Source organism: Rahnella sp. PAMC25617 (assembly GCF_050606005.1).
Lineage (GTDB): Bacteria > Pseudomonadota > Gammaproteobacteria > Enterobacterales > Enterobacteriaceae > Rahnella > Rahnella variigena.
The window spans coordinates 168,574-186,928 of sequence record NZ_JBOCUM010000019.1 but is presented as its reverse complement, the minus strand read 5'-3'; the positions used below and the strand labels follow the sequence as shown (position 1 = coordinate 186,928).

Annotated in this window: 17 protein-coding genes; 5 read left to right on the top strand and 12 right to left on the bottom strand. The window is 52.3% G+C overall.

Annotated elements, in window-relative coordinates:
• Positions 1 to 39: 39 nt before the first annotated feature.
• The 11 genes from trpS to pilM form a co-directional block, all read right to left on the bottom strand.
• On the bottom strand, positions 40 to 1,056 hold the full coding sequence (trpS, locus tag ACM615_RS22230) for a tryptophan--tRNA ligase (RefSeq protein WP_132966938.1): 1,017 nt from the start codon (positions 1,054 to 1,056) through the stop codon (positions 40 to 42).
• Between the two features lies 1 nt (position 1,057).
• Entirely contained in the window at positions 1,058 to 1,756 is a 699-nt protein-coding gene (locus tag ACM615_RS22225) for a phosphoglycolate phosphatase (RefSeq protein WP_129637654.1), read from the bottom strand.
• Positions 1,749 to 2,426, bottom strand: coding sequence for a ribulose-phosphate 3-epimerase (rpe, locus tag ACM615_RS22220; RefSeq protein WP_132966941.1), 678 nt, complete (start codon positions 2,424 to 2,426; stop codon positions 1,749 to 1,751). Before rpe ends, ACM615_RS22225 begins: the two co-directional genes overlap by 8 nt.
• Before the next feature lie 49 nt (positions 2,427 to 2,475).
• Positions 2,476 to 3,288: an adenine-specific DNA-methyltransferase gene (dam, locus tag ACM615_RS22215; RefSeq protein ID WP_113877183.1), complete on the bottom strand. Its 813-nt coding sequence runs from the start codon at positions 3,286 to 3,288 to the stop codon at positions 2,476 to 2,478.
• An 80-nt stretch (positions 3,289 to 3,368) separates the two neighbouring features.
• Positions 3,369 to 4,424, bottom strand: coding sequence for an SPOR domain-containing protein (locus tag ACM615_RS22210; RefSeq protein WP_431012550.1), 1,056 nt, complete (start codon positions 4,422 to 4,424; stop codon positions 3,369 to 3,371).
• 127 nt (positions 4,425 to 4,551) lie between these two features.
• The gene (gene aroB, locus ACM615_RS22205; RefSeq protein WP_112288635.1) at positions 4,552 to 5,634 is read right to left on the bottom strand and encodes a 3-dehydroquinate synthase; all 1,083 of its coding nucleotides are present in this window, start codon (positions 5,632 to 5,634) and stop codon (positions 4,552 to 4,554) included.
• Between the two features lie 57 nt (positions 5,635 to 5,691).
• Entirely contained in the window at positions 5,692 to 6,213 is a 522-nt protein-coding gene (gene aroK, locus ACM615_RS22200) for a shikimate kinase AroK (RefSeq protein WP_014333540.1), read from the bottom strand.
• 348 nt (positions 6,214 to 6,561) lie between these two features.
• Positions 6,562 to 7,821, bottom strand: a complete 1,260-nt coding sequence (hofQ, locus tag ACM615_RS22195) for a DNA uptake porin HofQ (RefSeq protein ID WP_431012549.1) — start codon at positions 7,819 to 7,821, stop codon at positions 6,562 to 6,564.
• A gap of 30 nt (positions 7,822 to 7,851) precedes the next feature.
• Positions 7,852 to 8,697: a pilus assembly protein PilO gene (locus tag ACM615_RS22190; protein ID WP_431012548.1), complete on the bottom strand. Its 846-nt coding sequence runs from the start codon at positions 8,695 to 8,697 to the stop codon at positions 7,852 to 7,854.
• The gene (locus tag ACM615_RS22185; protein ID WP_120162602.1) at positions 8,694 to 9,257 is read right to left on the bottom strand and encodes a PilN domain-containing protein; all 564 of its coding nucleotides are present in this window, start codon (positions 9,255 to 9,257) and stop codon (positions 8,694 to 8,696) included. Before ACM615_RS22185 ends, ACM615_RS22190 begins: the two co-directional genes overlap by 4 nt.
• Positions 9,257 to 10,090 (bottom strand): pilus assembly protein PilM, encoded by an 834-nt coding sequence (gene pilM / locus ACM615_RS22180; protein WP_159281906.1) that lies wholly within the window; start codon positions 10,088 to 10,090, stop codon positions 9,257 to 9,259. Before pilM ends, ACM615_RS22185 begins: the two co-directional genes overlap by 1 nt.
• A 121-nt stretch (positions 10,091 to 10,211) precedes the next feature.
• Here pilM and mrcA point away from each other — a divergent pair, with 121 nt between their 5' ends.
• Positions 10,212 to 12,767 (top strand): peptidoglycan glycosyltransferase/peptidoglycan DD-transpeptidase MrcA, encoded by a 2,556-nt coding sequence (gene mrcA / locus ACM615_RS22175; RefSeq protein ID WP_112288640.1) that lies wholly within the window; start codon positions 10,212 to 10,214, stop codon positions 12,765 to 12,767.
• A 75-nt stretch (positions 12,768 to 12,842) separates the two neighbouring features.
• On the opposite strand, the gene nudE is transcribed toward mrcA, so the two are convergent.
• Entirely contained in the window at positions 12,843 to 13,400 is a 558-nt protein-coding gene (nudE, locus tag ACM615_RS22170) for an ADP compounds hydrolase NudE (RefSeq protein ID WP_112288641.1), read from the bottom strand.
• A 442-nt stretch (positions 13,401 to 13,842) separates the two neighbouring features.
• Between nudE and ACM615_RS22165 the strand changes: the two genes are divergently transcribed.
• The 4 genes from ACM615_RS22165 to hslO all read left to right on the top strand — a co-directional run bounded on the left by ACM615_RS22165 (position 13,843) and on the right by hslO (position 18,132).
• A complete protein-coding gene (locus ACM615_RS22165; protein ID WP_181955535.1) occupies positions 13,843 to 15,984 on the top strand; it encodes an intracellular growth attenuator family protein in 2,142 nt (713 codons plus the stop codon).
• Between the two features lie 122 nt (positions 15,985 to 16,106).
• On the top strand, positions 16,107 to 16,796 hold the full coding sequence (gene yrfG / locus ACM615_RS22160; protein ID WP_112288643.1) for a GMP/IMP nucleotidase: 690 nt from the start codon (positions 16,107 to 16,109) through the stop codon (positions 16,794 to 16,796).
• A 24-nt stretch (positions 16,797 to 16,820) separates the two neighbouring features.
• Positions 16,821 to 17,225: a ribosome-associated heat shock protein Hsp15 gene (gene hslR / locus ACM615_RS22155; protein WP_129637659.1), complete on the top strand. Its 405-nt coding sequence runs from the start codon at positions 16,821 to 16,823 to the stop codon at positions 17,223 to 17,225.
• A gap of 22 nt (positions 17,226 to 17,247) precedes the next feature.
• Entirely contained in the window at positions 17,248 to 18,132 is an 885-nt protein-coding gene (gene hslO / locus ACM615_RS22150) for an Hsp33 family molecular chaperone HslO (RefSeq protein ID WP_431012547.1), read from the top strand.
• Positions 18,133 to 18,355 lie beyond the last annotated feature (223 nt).

The following is an 18,355-nucleotide window of genomic DNA, read 5'->3' as shown; positions in this document are numbered from 1 at the left end:
TCCGGGGACGTGGTTTTTTGCTTTGATGCCAGACCAGAATTATTCGTAGCTGACAAAACCAATAGCTTCATAGGCTTTCTTCAGCGTCACACTGGCACGGGCGCGGGCTTTTTCAGCGCCCTCTTTCATCACCTGTTGCAGATAAGCTTCGTCGCCGCGGAAACGGTTAAAGCGCTCCTGCACCTCGGTCAACATGCCTGAAACAGCTTCGGCCACTGCGCCTTTCAGATGACCATACATCTGGCCTTCAAATTCCGCTTCCAGCTCAGGGATCGCTTTGCCGGTGACACCGGAAAGAATATCCAGCAGGTTAGAAACGCCCGGCTTGTTCTTAATGTCGTAACGGATGACTGGCGGCTCTTCAGAGTCGGTCATCGCGCTTTTGATTTTCTTGGTCACCGCTTTCGGATCTTCCAGCAGGCCGATAACGTTTTTACGGTTGTCATCAGACTTGGACATCTTCTTGGTCGGTTCCTGCAGGGACATCACGCGGGCACCAGACTTCGGAATAAATGGCTCAGGTACAGTAAACACATCGCCATACAGCGCGTTGAAACGGGCGGCGATATCGCGGCTCAGTTCCAGATGTTGTTTCTGGTCTTCACCCACCGGCACCTGATTGGTCTGGTACAGCAGAATATCGGCGGCCATCAGCACCGGATAGTCGAACAGACCGGCAGTAATGCTTTCGCTGTTAGAAGTCTCGTAACGCGCAGACTTGTCTTTAAACTGCGTCATACGGCCCAGCTCACCGAAATAGGTGTAGCAGTTCAGCGCCCAGCTCAGCTGACTGTGTTCAGGAACGTGAGACTGCACGAAGATGGTACTTTTCTTCGGATCAATGCCGACCGCCAGATACAGCGCCAGCGTGTCGAGTGTCGCTTTGCGCAGTTTTTCCGGATCCTGACGCACGGTGATCGCGTGCAAATCGACGATGCAGTAAATGCATTCGTAATCGTCCTGCATTTTGACCCATTGACGCAGCGCACCCATGTAGTTGCCAATGGTCAATTCGCCGGAGGGCTGTGCGCCACTAAATACGATGGGTTTACTCATTTTATGCTTCCTGATCTTTTAAAGATGACAGCCCTAATATGGGCAAAAGGTCGGCAAAATTATCCAGCACACGATCGGGTTTGGTCAGCGCGATAGTTTCACCGTAGTTATAGCCATAAGTCATGCCGACACACGGGCAGCCTGCGGCCTGTGCAGCATGGATATCATTGCGGGAATCGCCCACGAATACCATTTCACTGGCGCGCAATCCGAGCAAGGCTAACGTCATGTAGACGGGTGCCGGATGCGGTTTTTTCGCCACGACATCGTCACCGCCAATCACCACGGTGAAATAGCTGTCGATACCCAGAGATTGCAGTAATGGCGCGATGAAAGGCGTCGGTTTGTTAGTCACCAGCCCCATCGGAATTCCGGCTGCGGCCAGAGCGGCCAGCGTCTCTTTGACTTGGGGGTACAAACGGCTGCCGCCCGCGGCAGTATCGGCATAATAGTGATCGAATTTATCGCGCACTTTCTGCAGAAACTGCGGTGATAAATCGCCTTCGGCCCAGCGCACGGCGCGCTCAACCATGATATCGGCACCGTTACCAATCCAGGTGCTCAGGCGTTCAACGCCTGCGGCAGGCAAATTAAAATCTTGCAGCGCCCTGTCCAGCGCGTCAGAAAGACCGGGCGCGCTGTCAACCAGCGTGCCGTCGAGATCAAAACCTAAACCGAGGGCTTTCAGTGGCTCAGTCATGGGTGGCCTTAGCCAGCTCGCTGCGCATGTGGTCGATAACGGTTCGGTAATCCGGCTGATTAAAGATGGCTGAACCGGCCACGAACATATCCGCACCCGCCGCAGCGATTTCACCGATATTTTCGGCTTTCACACCGCCGTCAACTTCCAGACGAATGTCATAACCGCTGGCATCGATGATTTTACGTACCTGACGCAGTTTATCGAGCGTGCCCGGAATAAACGACTGACCGCCAAAGCCCGGGTTCACCGACATCAGCAGGATCACATCGAGTTTATCCATCACGTATTCGAGATAACTCAGCGAAGTCGCAGGGTTAAATACCAGACCCGCTTTACAGCCATGGCTTTTAATCAGTTGCAGCGAACGGTCAACGTGTTCTGATGCTTCCGGATGGAAGGTGATGTAAGTCGCACCGGCCTCGGCAAAATCCGGAATAATACGATCTACCGGCTTAACCATCAGATGAACATCGATCGGCGCCGTAATGCCGTAGTTGCGCAGCGCTTTCAAAACCGCCGGCCCCATCGTCAGATTAGGTACGTAGTGGTTATCCATGACATCAAAATGGACAACATCTCCGCCAGCTTCCAGTGCTTTGGCAGTGTCTTCACCCAGACGGGCAAAGTCAGCCGACAGAATGGACGGTGCAATCAAAAACTGTTTCATCCGCTTCTCCAAACGATAGGGTTATCCGTCACTCACCGCTGAACGGCAATCACCGGTAGAGCGCTAAAAGTTCATTCACCAGGCTGCGTTTTGCAACTTTACTGCTGATGGTACGCCGTGCCGAAACACGGTGCAGAACCGCCTGTGCGTACCATTCCAGCGTTTGTGGTGTTTCGTGGTTGGAAATCAGCACCGGCACATCATTCTCATGGGAAAGCTGATACGCCAGCCGCGCCAGATTACGCTGATCATCCATACTAAAACTGTTGGTGTGGTAAGCCGTAAAATTTGCAGTCGCAGAAAGCGGGGCATACGGAGGATCGCAATACACCACCGAGCCAACCTGTGCTTTCAGCAAAGTGTCCTGATAATGCTCACACACAAATACTGCATTTTTTGCTTTTTCAGCAAACCAGTAGAGTTCTTCTTCCGGGAAATACGGCTTTTTATAACGGCCGAAAGGCACGTTAAATGCCCCACTGAGATTGTAACGGCACAGACCGTTGTAACAATGGCGGTTGAGATAGAGGAAAAGCACTGAACGACGATAAGGGTCGCTGCTGGCATTAAACTCAGCCCTCAGGACGTAAAAACGCTCTGACTCATTAAACTCTGGCGTGAAAAGCACACGGGCATCACGCACAAATTCATCAGTGCGTGTCTTCACAATGTTGTAGAGGTTGATCAGGTCGTTGTTGATGTCCGCCAGAATATAAGCGTCATACTCGGTATTTAAAAATACCGAGCCCGCGCCAACAAAAGGCTCAATCAGACAATCTCCCGCCGGAAGATGACGTTTGATGTCATCAATCAGCGGGTATTTGCCGCCAGCCCACTTCAAAAACGCGCGGTTCTTCTTCATGCCGTCAGTTAGCTACTTATACAATTCACAGCCGCGGATTGTATCCTGTTTTTAGACAGCAAATCGCGTTGAGATCAGTTTCATTTTTTCAGGTCTTGCTGTACCTGATGTACAGGTTTGACCCACGGTTTTTTCGCCTGAACTTCCGCAGGCAAGCTGGAAATGGCACGTTTGGCTTCTGCAGAAGAAGCATAGTTACCACTGACCAGCACAAACCACGGCTTCCCGTCGCGGGCTGTCTGATATACCAGATAATTTTTCAGACCTTGCTGTTTAGCAAAGGCGTTCAGCGAGTTCGATTGTGAAGCTCCGCTTAATTGCAGGGTAAAGTGCGTACCCGGCGCTGACTTGATGGCCGCTGAACTGCCTGACGACGCGACAGAAGATGACGCTGACGGAGCCGCTGTTGCCGATGATTTGGAAGCCTGCGGTTTCGCTGCATGTGCAGTCTGGCTGGTCGCAGCAGGTTTGTGCTCTGCCGGTTTCGCCGTGTGTGAAGTCTGTGGATTACGAACAACCGGAGCCGGGCGGATATGCGAGGCGGATGGTTGAGCACCGGCCACTGCCTGAGTGCGGGCAGAACCGTTCACGGTCGCCGGGGCGGTTGGCAAAGAGGTCAGTGACTGTGCAGCAGGATTCATTCCACCCTGCGCGGCATTATCCACCTGATTTTGCTGAGAAGATAACGCATCACTCATATCGCCAGGCAAATCGACCCGCTCTTTCGCCTGACCATTATCCGGAACGGGCTGGGCTTCCGTTGGTGTGGAGGAAACCGGCGGTAAGCCGATACTCTTCGGTTGCTGGCCATCAGCAGGTTGCTGACCGTTAACGGCTTGCGCCGTATTGGCCTGAGCCTGGGCAGAAGGCTGAGCAGGCGCTGCTGCATCGTTACCGGCAAGACTAATGTCTTTCGGTCCGTTGTTCTGCTGGGCTGGCTGATTGGATGTTGGCGACTTCATGGCGGAGCCGATGCCGACAATCAGCAATACCAGCACCACAATACCGATGCCGATCATCACGTACTGACGGGAAACAGCAACTTTGGGAATGGAAGGAGACGGTTTGCGGGCGCGCGGCGGGCGGCGATCGCTGGTGTCTGGTTTGAGATCGTCTTCCGGTGTTAAATCATCCATCTAAAACCTCCAACCCGGCTAAAAGCCTAAACTGGCTTTACGCGGAGCAACTATCCTGACTAAAAAATAAAGCTTTGCTGGCATGGGTGAAATCGGTCGTTATCTGGCCAAAATTATGGCCACATTCTTAACGGCAATCTTCAATCGAAGCCAGCACCATTTCATGTGATACGCCGGAGCGTACTTCAGACTGACCAATGGCTTTTGGTAAAACCAGACGCAACTCGCCAGCCAGCACTTTCTTATCACGCATCATGTGCGGCAGATAAGACGGGGCGTCCATCACTTCGGGACCGGTTACCGGTAAACCCGCACGAGTCAGCAACGCTTTCACCCGGGCAATATCACCCAGACTGAATTGCCCAAGACGATGAGCCGTATAACAGGCCATCACCATCCCGGCCGCCACAGCCTCGCCGTGCAACCAGTTGCCATAACCCATTTCTGCTTCAATAGCATGGCCGTAAGTATGGCCCAGATTCAGCAAGGCGCGCAGTCCGTTTTCACGTTCATCGGCTGCCACCACCTCGGCTTTCAGCTCGCAGCAACGACGGATGCAGTAAGCCAGCGCGTTCATATCCAGCGCCAGCAGAGCGTCCATGTTGTCTTCAAGCCAGGTAAAGAAGTCGGCATCCAAAATAATGCCGTATTTGATGACTTCCGCGAGACCCGATGACATTTCACGGGCAGGCAGAGTTCTCAGACAGTCAAGATCAACCACCACCGACGCAGGCTGATAAAACGCGCCGATCATGTTTTTTCCGAGGGGATGGTTTACCGCTGTTTTACCGCCAACAGAGGAATCGACCTGAGATAGCAGCGTGGTTGGCACCTGAACAAAGCGTACACCGCGTTGATAACTGGCTGCGGCGAAGCCGGTTAAATCACCGACAACGCCGCCGCCAAGGGCGACAAGCGTGGTATCACGTCCGTGCGGCTTTTCAAGCAGCGCGGAAAACACGTCATTTAGAACAGCCAGGGATTTGTATTGTTCACCATCAGGCAAAATCACCTGATCAACACGAACGCCTGCCTGCTCCAGCACTGAACGGATTGCGTCCAGATAGAGAGGGGCGAGGGTTTCATTGGTCACTATCATGACCTGATCGCCTGCCTTTACCGGCATAAAAGAAGCCGGATCGTGGAACAATCCGGCAGCAATCGTAATGGGGTAGCTACGCTCCCCTAACGTTACGGTAATCCTCTCCATGTCGTGCTCTGTGACCTTCTTTAACTAACACCCTCAGGCAATGATGGAAACCAATAATCAGTTACTTTCCAGCATGTTAATAATCTGGTTAGCAACGACTTTGGCACTTTGATCATCGGTACGAATAGTGACGTCGGCAATCTCTTCATACAAAGGATTACGCTCTCTCGCCAGTGCTTCAAGCACTTCACGTGGCGGAGCACTCACTTGTAATAATGGACGTTTTTTGTCGCGTTGTGTACGCGCCAGTTGTTTTTCGATGGTAGTTTCAAGATAGACGACAACGCCACGCGCTGACAAACGGTTACGGGTTTCACGTGATTTCACGGAACCGCCACCTGTCGCCAGAACAATGCCTTGTTTTTCGGTCAGTTCGTTGATCACTTTTTCTTCGCGGTCGCGGAATCCGTCTTCGCCTTCTAAATCAAATACCCAGCCCACATCAGCTCCGGTACGTCGCTCAATTTCGTGATCGGAGTCGAAAAACTCCATATTGAGTTGCTGAGCTAACTGTCGACCAATAGTGCTTTTGCCGGCACCCATAGGCCCAACCAGAAAGATATTGCGTTTCTCTGCCATGTTTTTCGGTATTACTAAGACAATTCGTTGATGATAACCCGCCCCGCCAATCAAATTAGCGGCGGGACCTAAACTGAAACCTCATGAGCGATATAGTGCGAGATCAGAAAAAAATTATCTCAACACTCTTGGTAGTTTGGCAACCGAATAAATCACTTTGCACGCCGCAGGAGGGAAACCGTACGTTTTTATCGGCGTGTCTGTCGTAATAAAAAGATCACGGTGCTCAATTCGGTAACCCTTGTAAGCTAAATCGACGGCAGCGTCAAACGCAGAAGCCTCTTGCGACACAAAAAGTTGCATGTGCTCAACGTTATTGTGCAATTTACGTTAAGTCAGAATACCCGTTTATCGCGTGTGGATTAGGGTCGGAGTGATAAAAATCACCAACTCACGCCGCTGTTCACTTGTGTACTGATGTTTAAACAAGGAACCGACCACCGGCATGTCGCCCAGCAACGGCACTTTTGTATCTGTTTTCTGATTTTTACGCTGAAATATCCCGCCAAGCACAATGGTTTCCCCATCCTTCACCGTCACCTGAGTTTTAATTTCCTGCTTGTCGATAGCCAGTGCCTCGCCTTCTGACTGTTTTATACTTCTTCCCGGCATGTTCTGGCTTATCTGTAAGGCCATCTGAATGCGCCCGTCGCGTAAGATCTTCGGCGTCACTTCCATCCCGAGCACGGCTTCTTTAAATTCAATGGATGTGCTGCCACTGGCGCCGCTCGAAACCTGATAAGGAATTTCGGTCCCCTGCTTGATACTGGCGGTTTGCATATGCGCCGTCATCAGTCGCGGGCTGGCAATAATATCCACCTTATCTTCCTGCTCAAGGGCGGTCAGTTCCAGTTCCAGGATCCGCCCGCTGATGTGCGCCAGATTGAAGCCCGCCGTAAATATCGGATTCTCAACCGGCATTCCCATACTGAAATTGTTCATACGCACGGCTTTCGTGATCGGCTCATCACCGGTAAACCCCCATTGCACGCCCAACTCCCGCAAGCTCTCACTGTTCATCGTCACGATATGTGCCGCAAGTTGTACCTGCTGTAGCGGGAAATCCATTTCTTTTATCCACGGCGCAACAACGTCCAGCGCCTCCTGCGTATCCCGTAATAAAAGCGTATTGGTTCGGGTATCGGCCGACGCATTGCCTTTCACCGAAAGCAAAGACCCTTTTTGGGTATTCAGACTCTGCGCAGTATCTTTGGCATCCGCATACCGCAGCGGCACGGTCATGCTGATGATCGGGCTGTTCAGCGCCCGTTGCCCGGCGGCATCTTCCTGCTGCTGTCGCTGAATCAGCGGATCAACCACCGGAGACACCAGTAAAACATTGCCCTGCAACTCGCTGGTGAGATGGCTCATTTTCAGAATGATGTCGAGCGCCTGCTGCCACGGCACCTCTTTAAGCTTCACGCTGATTTCGCCGTCCACACCCGGTGCAGTGACCAGATTGAGTTGCCGCGAATCCGCCAGTGCCTGCAAGACCAGGCCGACAGGCGATGACGGAAACTCCAGAGAAATAAGCGCCGGGGCAGCTTTCACCGGACTGAGGCACAGGCAAAGCAGAACAAGAGCCAGTTTATGATTGATGTATTTCATTATTTTCCTTTCCGTGGAGAATCGTTTTTCTTACTTAAACGCAGAGTTCTTACCCAAACGCAGAGTCTGGCGCAGCAAACCGCACCGTGGCTCGCTGAGACTGAGCTCTGCCTGCGAGGCGTTCAGTGTTTCGACTGTCCATGCGGGCGTTCCCACCTGATTACCGGCCTCGACTTTTGTCCAGCGGCCATCTGGCGATAACAGCCAGCCTGATTGCCGGCCATCCGCCTGTGAAATGCCGCTCAGGATCCAACCCGACATCGCAGAATCGTCCGGACATGTTGAGGAAGCCAGACGTGAAAAAGGGTCGCGCGCGGCCACAGCACCGGGTGAGTTGAAAGCCAAACCGCCGGTACCGGTCGTTTGCGTTAGCAGAATCGATGCTTTTAAACCGGAGGCAGTCATCCTGATATCCGGCTCACTGAACGCGGGATGTTCCGGACGTTGCAGCAAGGCATGAAGAAAATGTGTCAGGCCGGAAAAAGTCAGCTGCAAATCCAGCGTCCCCTGTTCTTCTGCTTTCGGCTGCAGGGCTGGCGACCAGCGAAGCAACTCTGCTCCGGCGTCTTTCAGCGGCTGAGCAAATTGTTGCGCTAGCGGCAAACTCTCTTGCACAAGAACTGCGTTATTTTGGATTTCCTGCTTCAGGGTGTTCAGCGGAGGTAAACGCAACAAATCCCTCTGAGACTGAAAAACGGTGCGCTGTGCTATCGCAATATCCCGTGTCAGTGCAGCCTGTTGCTGCCACAATCCGCGAAATGCGAAGACGTAAAGCAACAGCATCAGAACCAGCACGCCAGCGGTCAGATTCAGGCCTCTCTGCCAGGCCGGTTTTTCCATCAGTGGCTCGAGGCGTTCTGAAAAAAGCCTCATCATGGCGCTTTCCCTTGTTCAGGCGCGGGACTGGCGGAGCGGAATTGTGTCTTTATCACGAAGCTCAGTATCCGGTCAGGTTGTTGCTGAACATCAGAAAGGCTGACGTTGCCAAACAACCCGCTGGCCGCCAGCACGTCCCGGAAAGACAAAATATCGTGATAAAAGTGGCCCTCTCCCTTCAGCGTCAGAGCTTGCTGATGCTCCGTCATTTCAGTCAGGCTCACGTCTTGCGGGATCTGCGCAGCCACTAATTCCAGTAACTGAAGATAATCCTGACTTCGCTTCAGTTGCTGAAGAGCAGCCAGACGCTGCGCATTCAGCGTTTTTACCCGTTCCGTTGCCGCGTTCACCTCCAGCAGCTGGCGCGATAACACCTGAACAGAGGTATTCAGCGCAGATAAATGCAGTTGCCGCAGTGCCCGCTCCTGAACGAGAAAGGCGGTCAGTGTCAGAAAAGTCATCGTGATAATCGCCGGAAAACTGATAAACATTTTCAGCCAGTAACGGCTCCGGCGCTGCAGGCGAAGTTTCCGCCAGGGCAATAAATTTACCTGCAGCATCAGTGATCGCCCTGCCGCAATGCCAGCCCAACTGCGGGTGCGAAATCCCCCGGATTGACGGGCAACGGCGCGGATAACTGCGCAATAGCACTGAGGGGCGACCAGCATTGCATTGCCGGAAGTGGAGACGCTCCGCTGAAAAAGCATTCGCTGTGGCACAACGCCGCCGCGCGGTATTGCTGGCGGATGCGTTCTGACAGCGGCAGATCTTCAGATGCGTCATCAGACAAACCAAACTGAAATGGCAAACTGTGGGGCGAGGCCCAGAGGAATCCGTCATCAAGCCGATGAACCAGCAATGCGTCACCCGGAAGGCCGGCAGCAAAAGCCGCCACCTGAAGTGCGCAGGGGGTCAGTTCGATGGCATCCGGATAAAGCTGCGCCTGAGACAGACATTCCATCCATTGCTGAATTTCCTGTTGTCTGGCTGCGGTGACCACCACCTGATTGTCGCCGTGCGGATCAGCGCGGTAATCCATCACCAGATGTTCCATGCCCAGCGGAAACTGTTTCGCTGCATGCGCAAAGATAAACGCACTGCGGGCGGGATCGCGCAAACGGGGATCCGGCGCCGCCATGCGTTGTTGCATAATCCGTTGTGCCGGAAGGGTAATTCGCAGAGAAAATGTCGTCGGGAGGGTTTTTCGCCAGCACGATAAAATGGCGATCAGCGGCGCGGTCTCATGTAATATCCCCTCCCGCAATGTGAAGGAAGGCAGCGGATGCTGCCACCAGTGACGTAATTGCCAGCCATTCCGCCGCCGCTGAACGGCGATCGCACGGGCAAAACCGGCTTGAATATCCAGACCTACCTGCCATGCTTGTAGTCTCATTTTCGCCCAATCTCCATATTGTCAGGTAAATAAAAGAACGTATCCATGTTGCTGGCTTGCCTTTATACTACCGCGCGGTTGTTTATAAACTGCCCAATTGACACTTAATGGGAAATCTCAGGTGAAGTTCGTAAAGTATTTATTGATTCTTGCAGTGTGTTGCATTTTGCTGGGAGCCGCCTCGATCTTCGGATTGTATAAATATATCGAGCCTCAGTTACCCGATGTCGCCACGCTCAAAGACGTGCGCCTGCAAACACCCATGCAGGTTTTCAGTGCTGATGGCGATTTGATCGCCCAATACGGCGAAAAACGTCGTATCCCGCTGAAACTCGACCAAATCCCACCGGAAATGGTGCATGCGTTTATCGCGACCGAAGACAGTCGTTTCTATGAACACCACGGCGTGGATCCTATCGGTATTTTCCGTGCGGCTTCCGTTGCGCTGGTGTCCGGCCATGCCTCACAGGGCGCGAGTACCATTACTCAGCAGCTGGCACGTAACTTCTTCTTAAGTCCTGAACGCACGCTGACCCGTAAAATTAAGGAAGCGTTTTTGGCCATCCGCATTGAGCAGATGATGTCCAAAGATGAAATCCTCGAGCTGTATCTCAACAAGATTTATCTCGGTTACCGTGCCTATGGCGTGGGTGCCGCTGCCCAGGTTTATTTCGGTAAAGATGTCAGCCAGCTGACACTGAGTGAAATGGCAGTGATCGCCGGTCTGCCTAAAGCACCGTCAACCTTTAACCCGTTGTATTCCCATGACCGTTCTCTGGCGCGTCGTAACACCGTGCTGGCCCGTATGCTGGATGAAAAATACATCACGCAGGCGCAGTACGATCAGGCTCGCGCTGAGCCGCTGGTGGCGAATTATCATGCCCCGCACATTGAGTTCTCTGCGCCGTACCTGACAGAAATGGTGCGTCAGGAAATGGTGAAACGTTATGGCGATAACGCTTATAACGATGGCTACATGGTTTACACCACCATTACCAGGAAAACGCAGCTTGCAGCGCAGGAAGCCTTGCGTACCAACGTTCTCAACTACGATATGCGTCACGGCTATCGCGGTCCGTCTAATGAATTGTGGAAAGTCGGCGAACCGGCGTGGGATCAGGACAAAATTGTTCAGTCACTGAAAACGCTGCCAGTGTATGGCCCGCTGTTCCCTGCGGTTATTACCGCAACAGATGATGCACAGGCGACGGCGACCATGTCGAACCGCGCGGTAATCAGTCTGCCGTTTAGCGGTATGCGCTGGGCGCGTCCTTACCGTAACGATAATGCTCAGGGGCCGACGCCGAAAAAAGTGTCTGATGTGGTTCGCCCTGGCCAGCAAATTTGGGTTCGTAAAGTGGGCGATGTCTGGTGGCTGGCGCAGGTTCCTGACGTGAACTCAGCTATCGTTTCGCTCAATCCAAACGACGGTGCGATTGAAGCGCTGGTCGGCGGCTTTGACTTTAACCAGAGTAAATTCAACCGTGCCAATCAGGCGGTGCGTCAGCTCGGTTCAAACATCAAACCGTTCCTGTATACCGCAGCAATGGACAAAGGCCTGACGCTGGCGACCATTCTGAATGACATGCCGATTACCCGCTGGGATGCCGGTGCCGGTACAGATTGGCGTCCGAAGAATTCACCGCCAACGTATTACGGTCCGATCCGCTTACGCCGGGGTCTGGGTGAGTCTAAAAACGTGGTGATGGTGCGTGCGATGCGTGCGATGGGTGTGGATTACGCAGCAGAATACCTGCAACGTTTCGGCTTCCCGGCTTCTAACATTGTGCATTCCGAATCGCTGGCGCTGGGCTCGGCTTCTTTCACCCCGTTACAGGTTGTGCGCGGTTACGCCACCCTGACCAACGGCGGCTATCTGGTTGACCCGTATTTCATCACCAAAATCGTGGATGAATCCGGTCAGGTTCAGTTTGAAGCGAAACCCAAAATTGCCTGCCGCACCTGTAATATTCCGGTGATTTATGGCGATACGCAGAAATCAGCGGTGCTGTCCGATGACAACGTAGAAAACGTGGCAACATCGACCACCGGCAATAATACCAGCGTACCAACTCCGCAACTGGAGCAGGTCCCGCCTAACTCACCGCAGGTTGACGCCGCGCAGCAATACGCGCCGCACGTGATCAGCACACCGCTTTCATTCCTGATAAGCGATGCACTGAACTCCAACATTTTCGGTGAACCAGGCTGGATGGGAACCGGCTGGCGTGCAGGGCGTGACCTTAAGCGCCACGACATTGGCGGTAAAACCGGTACAACCAACAGCTCGAAAGATGCGTGGTTCTCAGGTTATGGCCCGAATGTTGTCACCTCGGTCTGGATTGGTTTTGACGATCACCGTCGTGATCTGGGTCGTTCAACGGCTTCAGGTGTGATCCCTGATCAGATTTCCGGTGCAGAAGGCGGCGCGAAGAGTGCTCAGCCAGCCTGGGATGATTACATGAAAGCCGTGCTGGACGGCGTGCCGGAACAGCCACAAACACCACCACCAGGCGTAGTGACGGTCACTATCGATAAGAGTTCCGGTAAGTTGTCTGATGGCGGCGGTAACAGTCGTCCGGAATACTTCATCGACGGGACTCAGCCGACAGAACATGCCGTGCATGAAGTCGGGACCACCATCATGGATAACGGTCAGGAACATGAACTGTTCTGATGCGTAAGCTGTAAAGCAAAAAGCCGGTCTGCATCAAGCATGACCGGCTTTTTTAATGGGATTTTATCGGGGAATTCAGCGGGCGTTGCGCGTCAGAAAATCATGCGCAAGGAACAGAGCGCTGACGTTACGGGCTTCGCAAAAATCAGGGTGTTGCAGCAATTCCATCATCCGTGAAACCGGCCAGCGGGTTTGCGGCAACGGTTCCGGCTCATCGCCTTCCAGACTTTTCAGGTAAAGATCTTTGGCAATGACGATATTCATGCGGCTGGAAAAATACGAAGGTGCCATAGTCAGTTTGGCCAGCACATCAAAATGCCGGGCACCAAAGCCGACTTCTTCCATGAGTTCGCGGTTAGCCGCTTCCAGAATACTCTCGCCGGGATCAATCAGCCCTTTAGGAAAACCCAGTTCATAGCTTTCAATGCCGACAGCATATTCGTGGATTAACACCAGCTCATTATCAATGACAGGAATAATCATCACCGCTTCGCGATCTGAGGGCCGCATACGTTCGTAAACACGCTCTGCGCCATTGCTGAACGTCAGATCAACGGATTCAATGGTGAACAGACGCGAACGGGCTACGGTTTCCACCTTAGTGATTTTCGGTTTTTGCAGGTGTTGTGTCATTTCATCCCCAACTTATTATTCACCTGACCAGAGGTGTTCTAATGGGTTCGTTTTTCTGTTTAAAGACCGCTATCAATGAGCATTGTGCGTTATTGAGAGCCAGAATCGCAATCTTTACTGCAAACCGGTTCAGAACGCACTCATTTTTTGCACAGAAAGCCCCTAAAAAATCAGCAAAAAAAGCGTAAAAAGCATCCGAACACTCACGCTGGTCACATTTTTGCTGTAACAAAAACATTGAGACATCAAAATAGGATTATACCGATACCAGACAGTTCTTAAATGCAGGTATCCTCTAGCGTGGTATTTTTGTGCATAATATTCACCCAAAGAATAATAAAATTCCTACCTAAAAGGCACACGCGCGCAAAATGTGCATTCCATTTATGTATAATACTTTCACAGAGTTGACGTAAGTCACCCACGTCTGAACGGGGATCGGATGAGCACAGTAGTCGTGACATTGGTGTTGTTGTGTATCGCAATCATTGCCACAGCGTCTTATTTTTGGCTTGTATTGCGCCGCCGCCAACGCGACGAATCTGTCGTGCGTTTTTCCGCACCAAGCCAGCGCAAACTTTCACAAAAAGAACGCGATGCCGTAGAGCGTTATCTTCGCCAGTATGAAGGCCTCGGACAGACGCCGATCACCCACCGTAATAATCTGATTATCCTGCAAGATAAACTGACGCTGACCACTAAAAGCGAAAATGTTTACAGCCTTAAGCGTGCAATCACCCGTTATGGCGTGGCGAGTGAAGATCCCAACAAATGGCGTTATTTCCTGGATGCGACTGAAATTCACCTGCCGCCTTTCTGGGAGCAGTACATCGCTCAGGAAAACGAAGTCGAGCTGATCAAAACGCAGACCCTGCCGCTGGTGATTTCACTCAACGGCCACACTCTGGCGGATCATGTCTACGAAGGTCCGGTGCCGGTTTCAGCGGTAATCCCTTCTCAGCCGCAGAACGCATCAATCCGCCATGAAGAAAGTGAACATATTGAACTGGTGAAAGTGCGCAGCGAAACCCGCGAGGAACGCGCCCTGACCCGTTCGAACGGCGTCAAAGAAGCGCTGGCCGTTTCGGGCATTCTCCTGCTGCTGTTCATCACGTTGCAAAGCCCGGTGATCTTTCTCCCCTGGATCCTGATGGTTGCCGCAGCGCTGGCGGGCTGGGTTATCTGGCGGGTGGTGTCTGAACGCTTTGGTAAAAACCGTAAAGAAATCCACTGCCTGCGGGGTTTACCTAAACGCTGGGGATTGTTTGGTGAGTCCAAGCAAGGTGATATCAGCAATATTTCTCTCGGTGCTATCGACCTGATATATCCGCCACACTGGCAACCTTATATTGGCCGCGACCTGGGTCAGCCGACGGATGTCGAAGTGTATATGAACAGTCAGGTTGTCCGTCAGGGCAGCATTTTGTCATTGCATGATGAGGTCAAAAAATTCCCGCTCCAGCTTTGGGGAAAAAATCTTGTACTGGCTACCAGCGCATTTCTTCTGCTGCTGGCATTACTGGTTTATGTCCCTCTTGGCCTGCCACTGAAGCTCAGCATTGCCTGGCTACAGGGCGCGCAAAGTACGCAGGTTAACAGCGTTCAGGATCTGGAAAAAACTACGCTGCGCGTTGGCGATACCCTGAAAGTTCAGGGGACAGGCATGTGTTATGTGCCACCGTCAGCTACCCGTACCGCCTCCGGTTACATGCCTTTCGATTGTTCTGCCATCTACTGGAATAACGCGACGCCGCTGCCTGTCCCGCAGTCAGAAATCATTGAAGCCGCGACGGCGTTGCAGACGACGGTTAATAATCAGATGCATCCCGGCGAAAGCCCCGAGCAAAATATCAACCCGCAACTGGCTACCGCGATTGAGAAATCCGGCATGATCCTGCTGGATGACTTTGCAGATATCGTACTGAAAACAGAAGCGTTATGCGGAAACAGCAATGATTGCGTGCGGCTGAAAAACGCGCTGGTGAATCTGGGGAACTCAAGTAACTGGAATTCACTGGTTAAACGGGCGAAAGCGGGCTCATTGCAGGGTATCAACGTGCTGTTGCGACCGATCAGTGCGCAGTCGCTGAGCGAGCTGGTGAATAACGCCACGTCGTCGTTCTTCATGCAGGAAACCCGTCGTGCGGCTGACAGCCTCAACAGCCCGCCACCAGGTGGTTTCTTAATCAGCAATGATGAAGGCCGTGATTTGATTGAAATGCCAGCTCCGCCGGTCGGGTTGTACGCCAATCCGCCACAGGATCAGTGGAAGCAACTGCAACATTTATCTACCCTGCTGCTTCACACCCCGTTCAGTGCGCAGGGAGTGATCACCAGTATCAGCGTAGATGCCAACGGTACCCGTCATATTTCATTGCACAGCGAGCCGGACATCTCGACGCTGTGGCGTTATCTCGGTACCAGCGTGTTGCTGTTCCTGTTGTTCGGAATTCTGCTGGTGAACAGCGTGTTGTTTATCCGCCGCTTTATAAAAGATAAGCGCCGCATCGACGATATCCAGCAACATTACAATTCGTGTTTTCACCCCACGCTGACGCCCGTGATGGCACATAACCCTGGCTGAAAACCGCAGGGTGGCTCTGCGCCGCCCTGTGAGATTGTGCTACCCTGAAGCCCTTCCCTGCTTTCATTTTTTCTCTCCTGCGGCGCACGGCCCCACTTCAGCCGCCAGGACATGGAGTTTTCATGCCCCCTGATTTTAACTGGAATTCCATTGATACCGTTTTACTCGACATGGACGGCACATTGCTGGATCTGGCGTTCGACAGTCAGTTCTGGTTGCAGGATGTACCGTTAGCACTGAGCCAGCAGCGGTCTATTTCGCTTGAAAATGCCCGGCAGATTATTCATGAGGAATATCTGGCGGTGCAGCACACCATGAACTGGTATTGCTTTGATTACTGGAGCGAGCGGCTGGACATGGATATCTATCAGATGACCACGAATATCGGCAAAAATGCGCGATTGCGTGACGATACGCTGCCTTTTCTGACGCATCTCCGTGAAAGCGGTCGTCAGACTATTTTGCTGACCAACGCACATCCACACAGTCTGTCCGTTAAAATTGAGCATACCGGTTTAGATCAGCACCTTGATTTATTACTTTCCACCCACACATTTGGATATCCGAAGGAAGATCAGCGGTTGTGGTCTGCGGTCCAAAAGCAAACAGGCTTTGATCCTGAACGGACTTTATTTGTCGATGACGGTGAACCGATCCTGAATGCGGCAAAAACCTTCGGTATCCGCTATTGTCTGGGTATAGAAAATCCGGATTCGACCATGGCAGATAAGTCATTTCAGGACCATCCCTCCATTAATGACTTCCGTAGCCTGTTGCCTTCGATTCACCCCGTAACAGGCCCGGCTAAATAATTCCGGTAGCGTCAGGGGAGAAAGATGAAAGGTAAAAAGGACGACGACGATAACGCAGTACGTCTCGATAAATGGCTGTGGGCAGCTCGTTTTTATAAGACCCGCGCGCTGGCACGAGAGATGATTGATGGCGGCAAAGTGCATTACAACGGCCAGCGGGGGAAACCCAGCAAGCTAATGGAACTGAATGCCGAAATAACGCTGCGTCAGGGTAATGACACCAAAACGATCACCGTTCTGGGGCTGACCACTCAGCGCCGCAGCGCGGAAGAAGCACAGAAACTGTATCAGGAAACCGACGCAAGCATTGCCAGCCGGGAGAAAATCTCCGAGGCCCGCAAAATGAATGCAATGCCGCATCCGGACAGACGCCCGGATAAAAAGGAACGGCGGACCCTGATCAAATTCAAATATGGCGATTCAGAATAAATCGCCACAAAGAGAGAAAATTATGTCTAATCACGACCAACTGCATCGCTACCTGTTCAATCATCACGCCGTTCGCGGCGAACTGGTCTCGCTCAAAGAAACCTTCCGGGAGATTGTTGCCGGTCACGACTATCCGTCAGAAGTGCGTAATCTGCTGGGCGAAATGTTAGTAGCGACCAGCCTGCTGACCGCGACCCTGAAATTCGACGGCGATATTACCGTGCAGTTGCAGGGCGATGGCCCGCTGAAACTGGCCGTGATTAACGGGAATAACAAACAGGAACTGCGCGGTATTGCGCGTCTGCAAGGTGACATTACCGAAGGCAGTTCTCTGAAAGAGATGATTGGTAACGGCTACATGGTGATCACCATTTCTCCGACCGTCGGCGAACGCTATCAGGGCGTGGTCGGTCTGGAAGGTGAAAACCTGGCGGAATGCCTGGAAAACTACTTCATGCAATCCGAGCAATTGCCAACCCGCATCTTCATCCGTACCGGTGAAGTTGAAGGCCAGCCTGCTGCAGGCGGCATGTTGTTGCAGGTTCTGCCCGCTGAAGATACCGATCCTGAAGAATTCAGTCATCTGGCGCAGCTGACCACCACCATTAAAGCGGAAGAGCTGCTGAACCTTCCGGCTAACGAAGTGCTTTACCGCCTGTATCATCAGGAAGAAGTCACGCTCTACGAACCGCAGGAAGTCTGTTTCCGTTGTACCTGCTCGCGTGAGCGCTGTGCAGGCGCGCTGCTGACGCTGCCAGATGAAGATATTCTCGAAATGCTGGAAGCGGATGGCAAAATCGAAATGCACTGCGATTATTGCGGCGCAGACTACGAGTTTGACGCGATGGACATGGCGACGCTGAAAGCGGGCGGAGATGTTCACTCCGGAGATGACCAGGTTCACTGATCGTTAACAGTTTAAAATTGAGGGACTTTTCGCCGAAGAGTCCCTTTTTTGTTTCTTTTACATAACCTTTTTGCATACCTTTCGAGTTTTTCATCACAATTCTGGAAAAACATTTACACCTCCCGTTATTCTTTGAGACTTGTCGCGGTTAAAACGCGATAAATACCTACAATAACAACTGATTTATCCCTACCGAGGGATTCAAAGTTCAGTGAGGAGCAGG

What these genes read in the sequence shown, in the direction of transcription:
- trpS (WP_132966938.1), bottom strand. Translation starts at nt 1,056, where the DNA reads ATGAGTAAACCCATCGTATTTAGTGGCGCACAGCCCTCCGGCGAATTG.
- ACM615_RS22225 (WP_129637654.1), bottom strand. Translation starts at nt 1,756, where the DNA reads ATGACTGAGCCACTGAAAGCCCTCGGTTTAGGTTTTGATCTCGACGGC.
- rpe (WP_132966941.1), bottom strand. Translation starts at nt 2,426, where the DNA reads ATGAAACAGTTTTTGATTGCACCGTCCATTCTGTCGGCTGACTTTGCC.
- dam (WP_113877183.1), bottom strand. Translation starts at nt 3,288, where the DNA reads ATGAAGAAGAACCGCGCGTTTTTGAAGTGGGCTGGCGGCAAATACCCG.
- ACM615_RS22210 (WP_431012550.1), bottom strand. Translation starts at nt 4,424, where the DNA reads ATGGATGATTTAACACCGGAAGACGATCTCAAACCAGACACCAGCGAT.
- aroB (WP_112288635.1), bottom strand. Translation starts at nt 5,634, where the DNA reads ATGGAGAGGATTACCGTAACGTTAGGGGAGCGTAGCTACCCCATTACG.
- aroK (WP_014333540.1), bottom strand. Translation starts at nt 6,213, where the DNA reads ATGGCAGAGAAACGCAATATCTTTCTGGTTGGGCCTATGGGTGCCGGC.
- hofQ (WP_431012549.1), bottom strand. Translation starts at nt 7,821, where the DNA reads ATGAAATACATCAATCATAAACTGGCTCTTGTTCTGCTTTGCCTGTGC.
- ACM615_RS22190 (WP_431012548.1), bottom strand. Translation starts at nt 8,697, where the DNA reads ATGATGAGGCTTTTTTCAGAACGCCTCGAGCCACTGATGGAAAAACCG.
- ACM615_RS22185 (WP_120162602.1), bottom strand. Translation starts at nt 9,257, where the DNA reads ATGCTGCAGGTAAATTTATTGCCCTGGCGGAAACTTCGCCTGCAGCGC.
- pilM (WP_159281906.1), bottom strand. Translation starts at nt 10,090, where the DNA reads ATGAGACTACAAGCATGGCAGGTAGGTCTGGATATTCAAGCCGGTTTT.
- nudE (WP_112288641.1), bottom strand. Translation starts at nt 13,400, where the DNA reads ATGACACAACACCTGCAAAAACCGAAAATCACTAAGGTGGAAACCGTA.
- ACM615_RS22165 (WP_181955535.1), top strand. Translation starts at nt 13,843, where the DNA reads ATGAGCACAGTAGTCGTGACATTGGTGTTGTTGTGTATCGCAATCATT.
- yrfG (WP_112288643.1), top strand. Translation starts at nt 16,107, where the DNA reads ATGCCCCCTGATTTTAACTGGAATTCCATTGATACCGTTTTACTCGAC.
- hslR (WP_129637659.1), top strand. Translation starts at nt 16,821, where the DNA reads ATGAAAGGTAAAAAGGACGACGACGATAACGCAGTACGTCTCGATAAA.
- hslO (WP_431012547.1), top strand. Translation starts at nt 17,248, where the DNA reads ATGTCTAATCACGACCAACTGCATCGCTACCTGTTCAATCATCACGCC.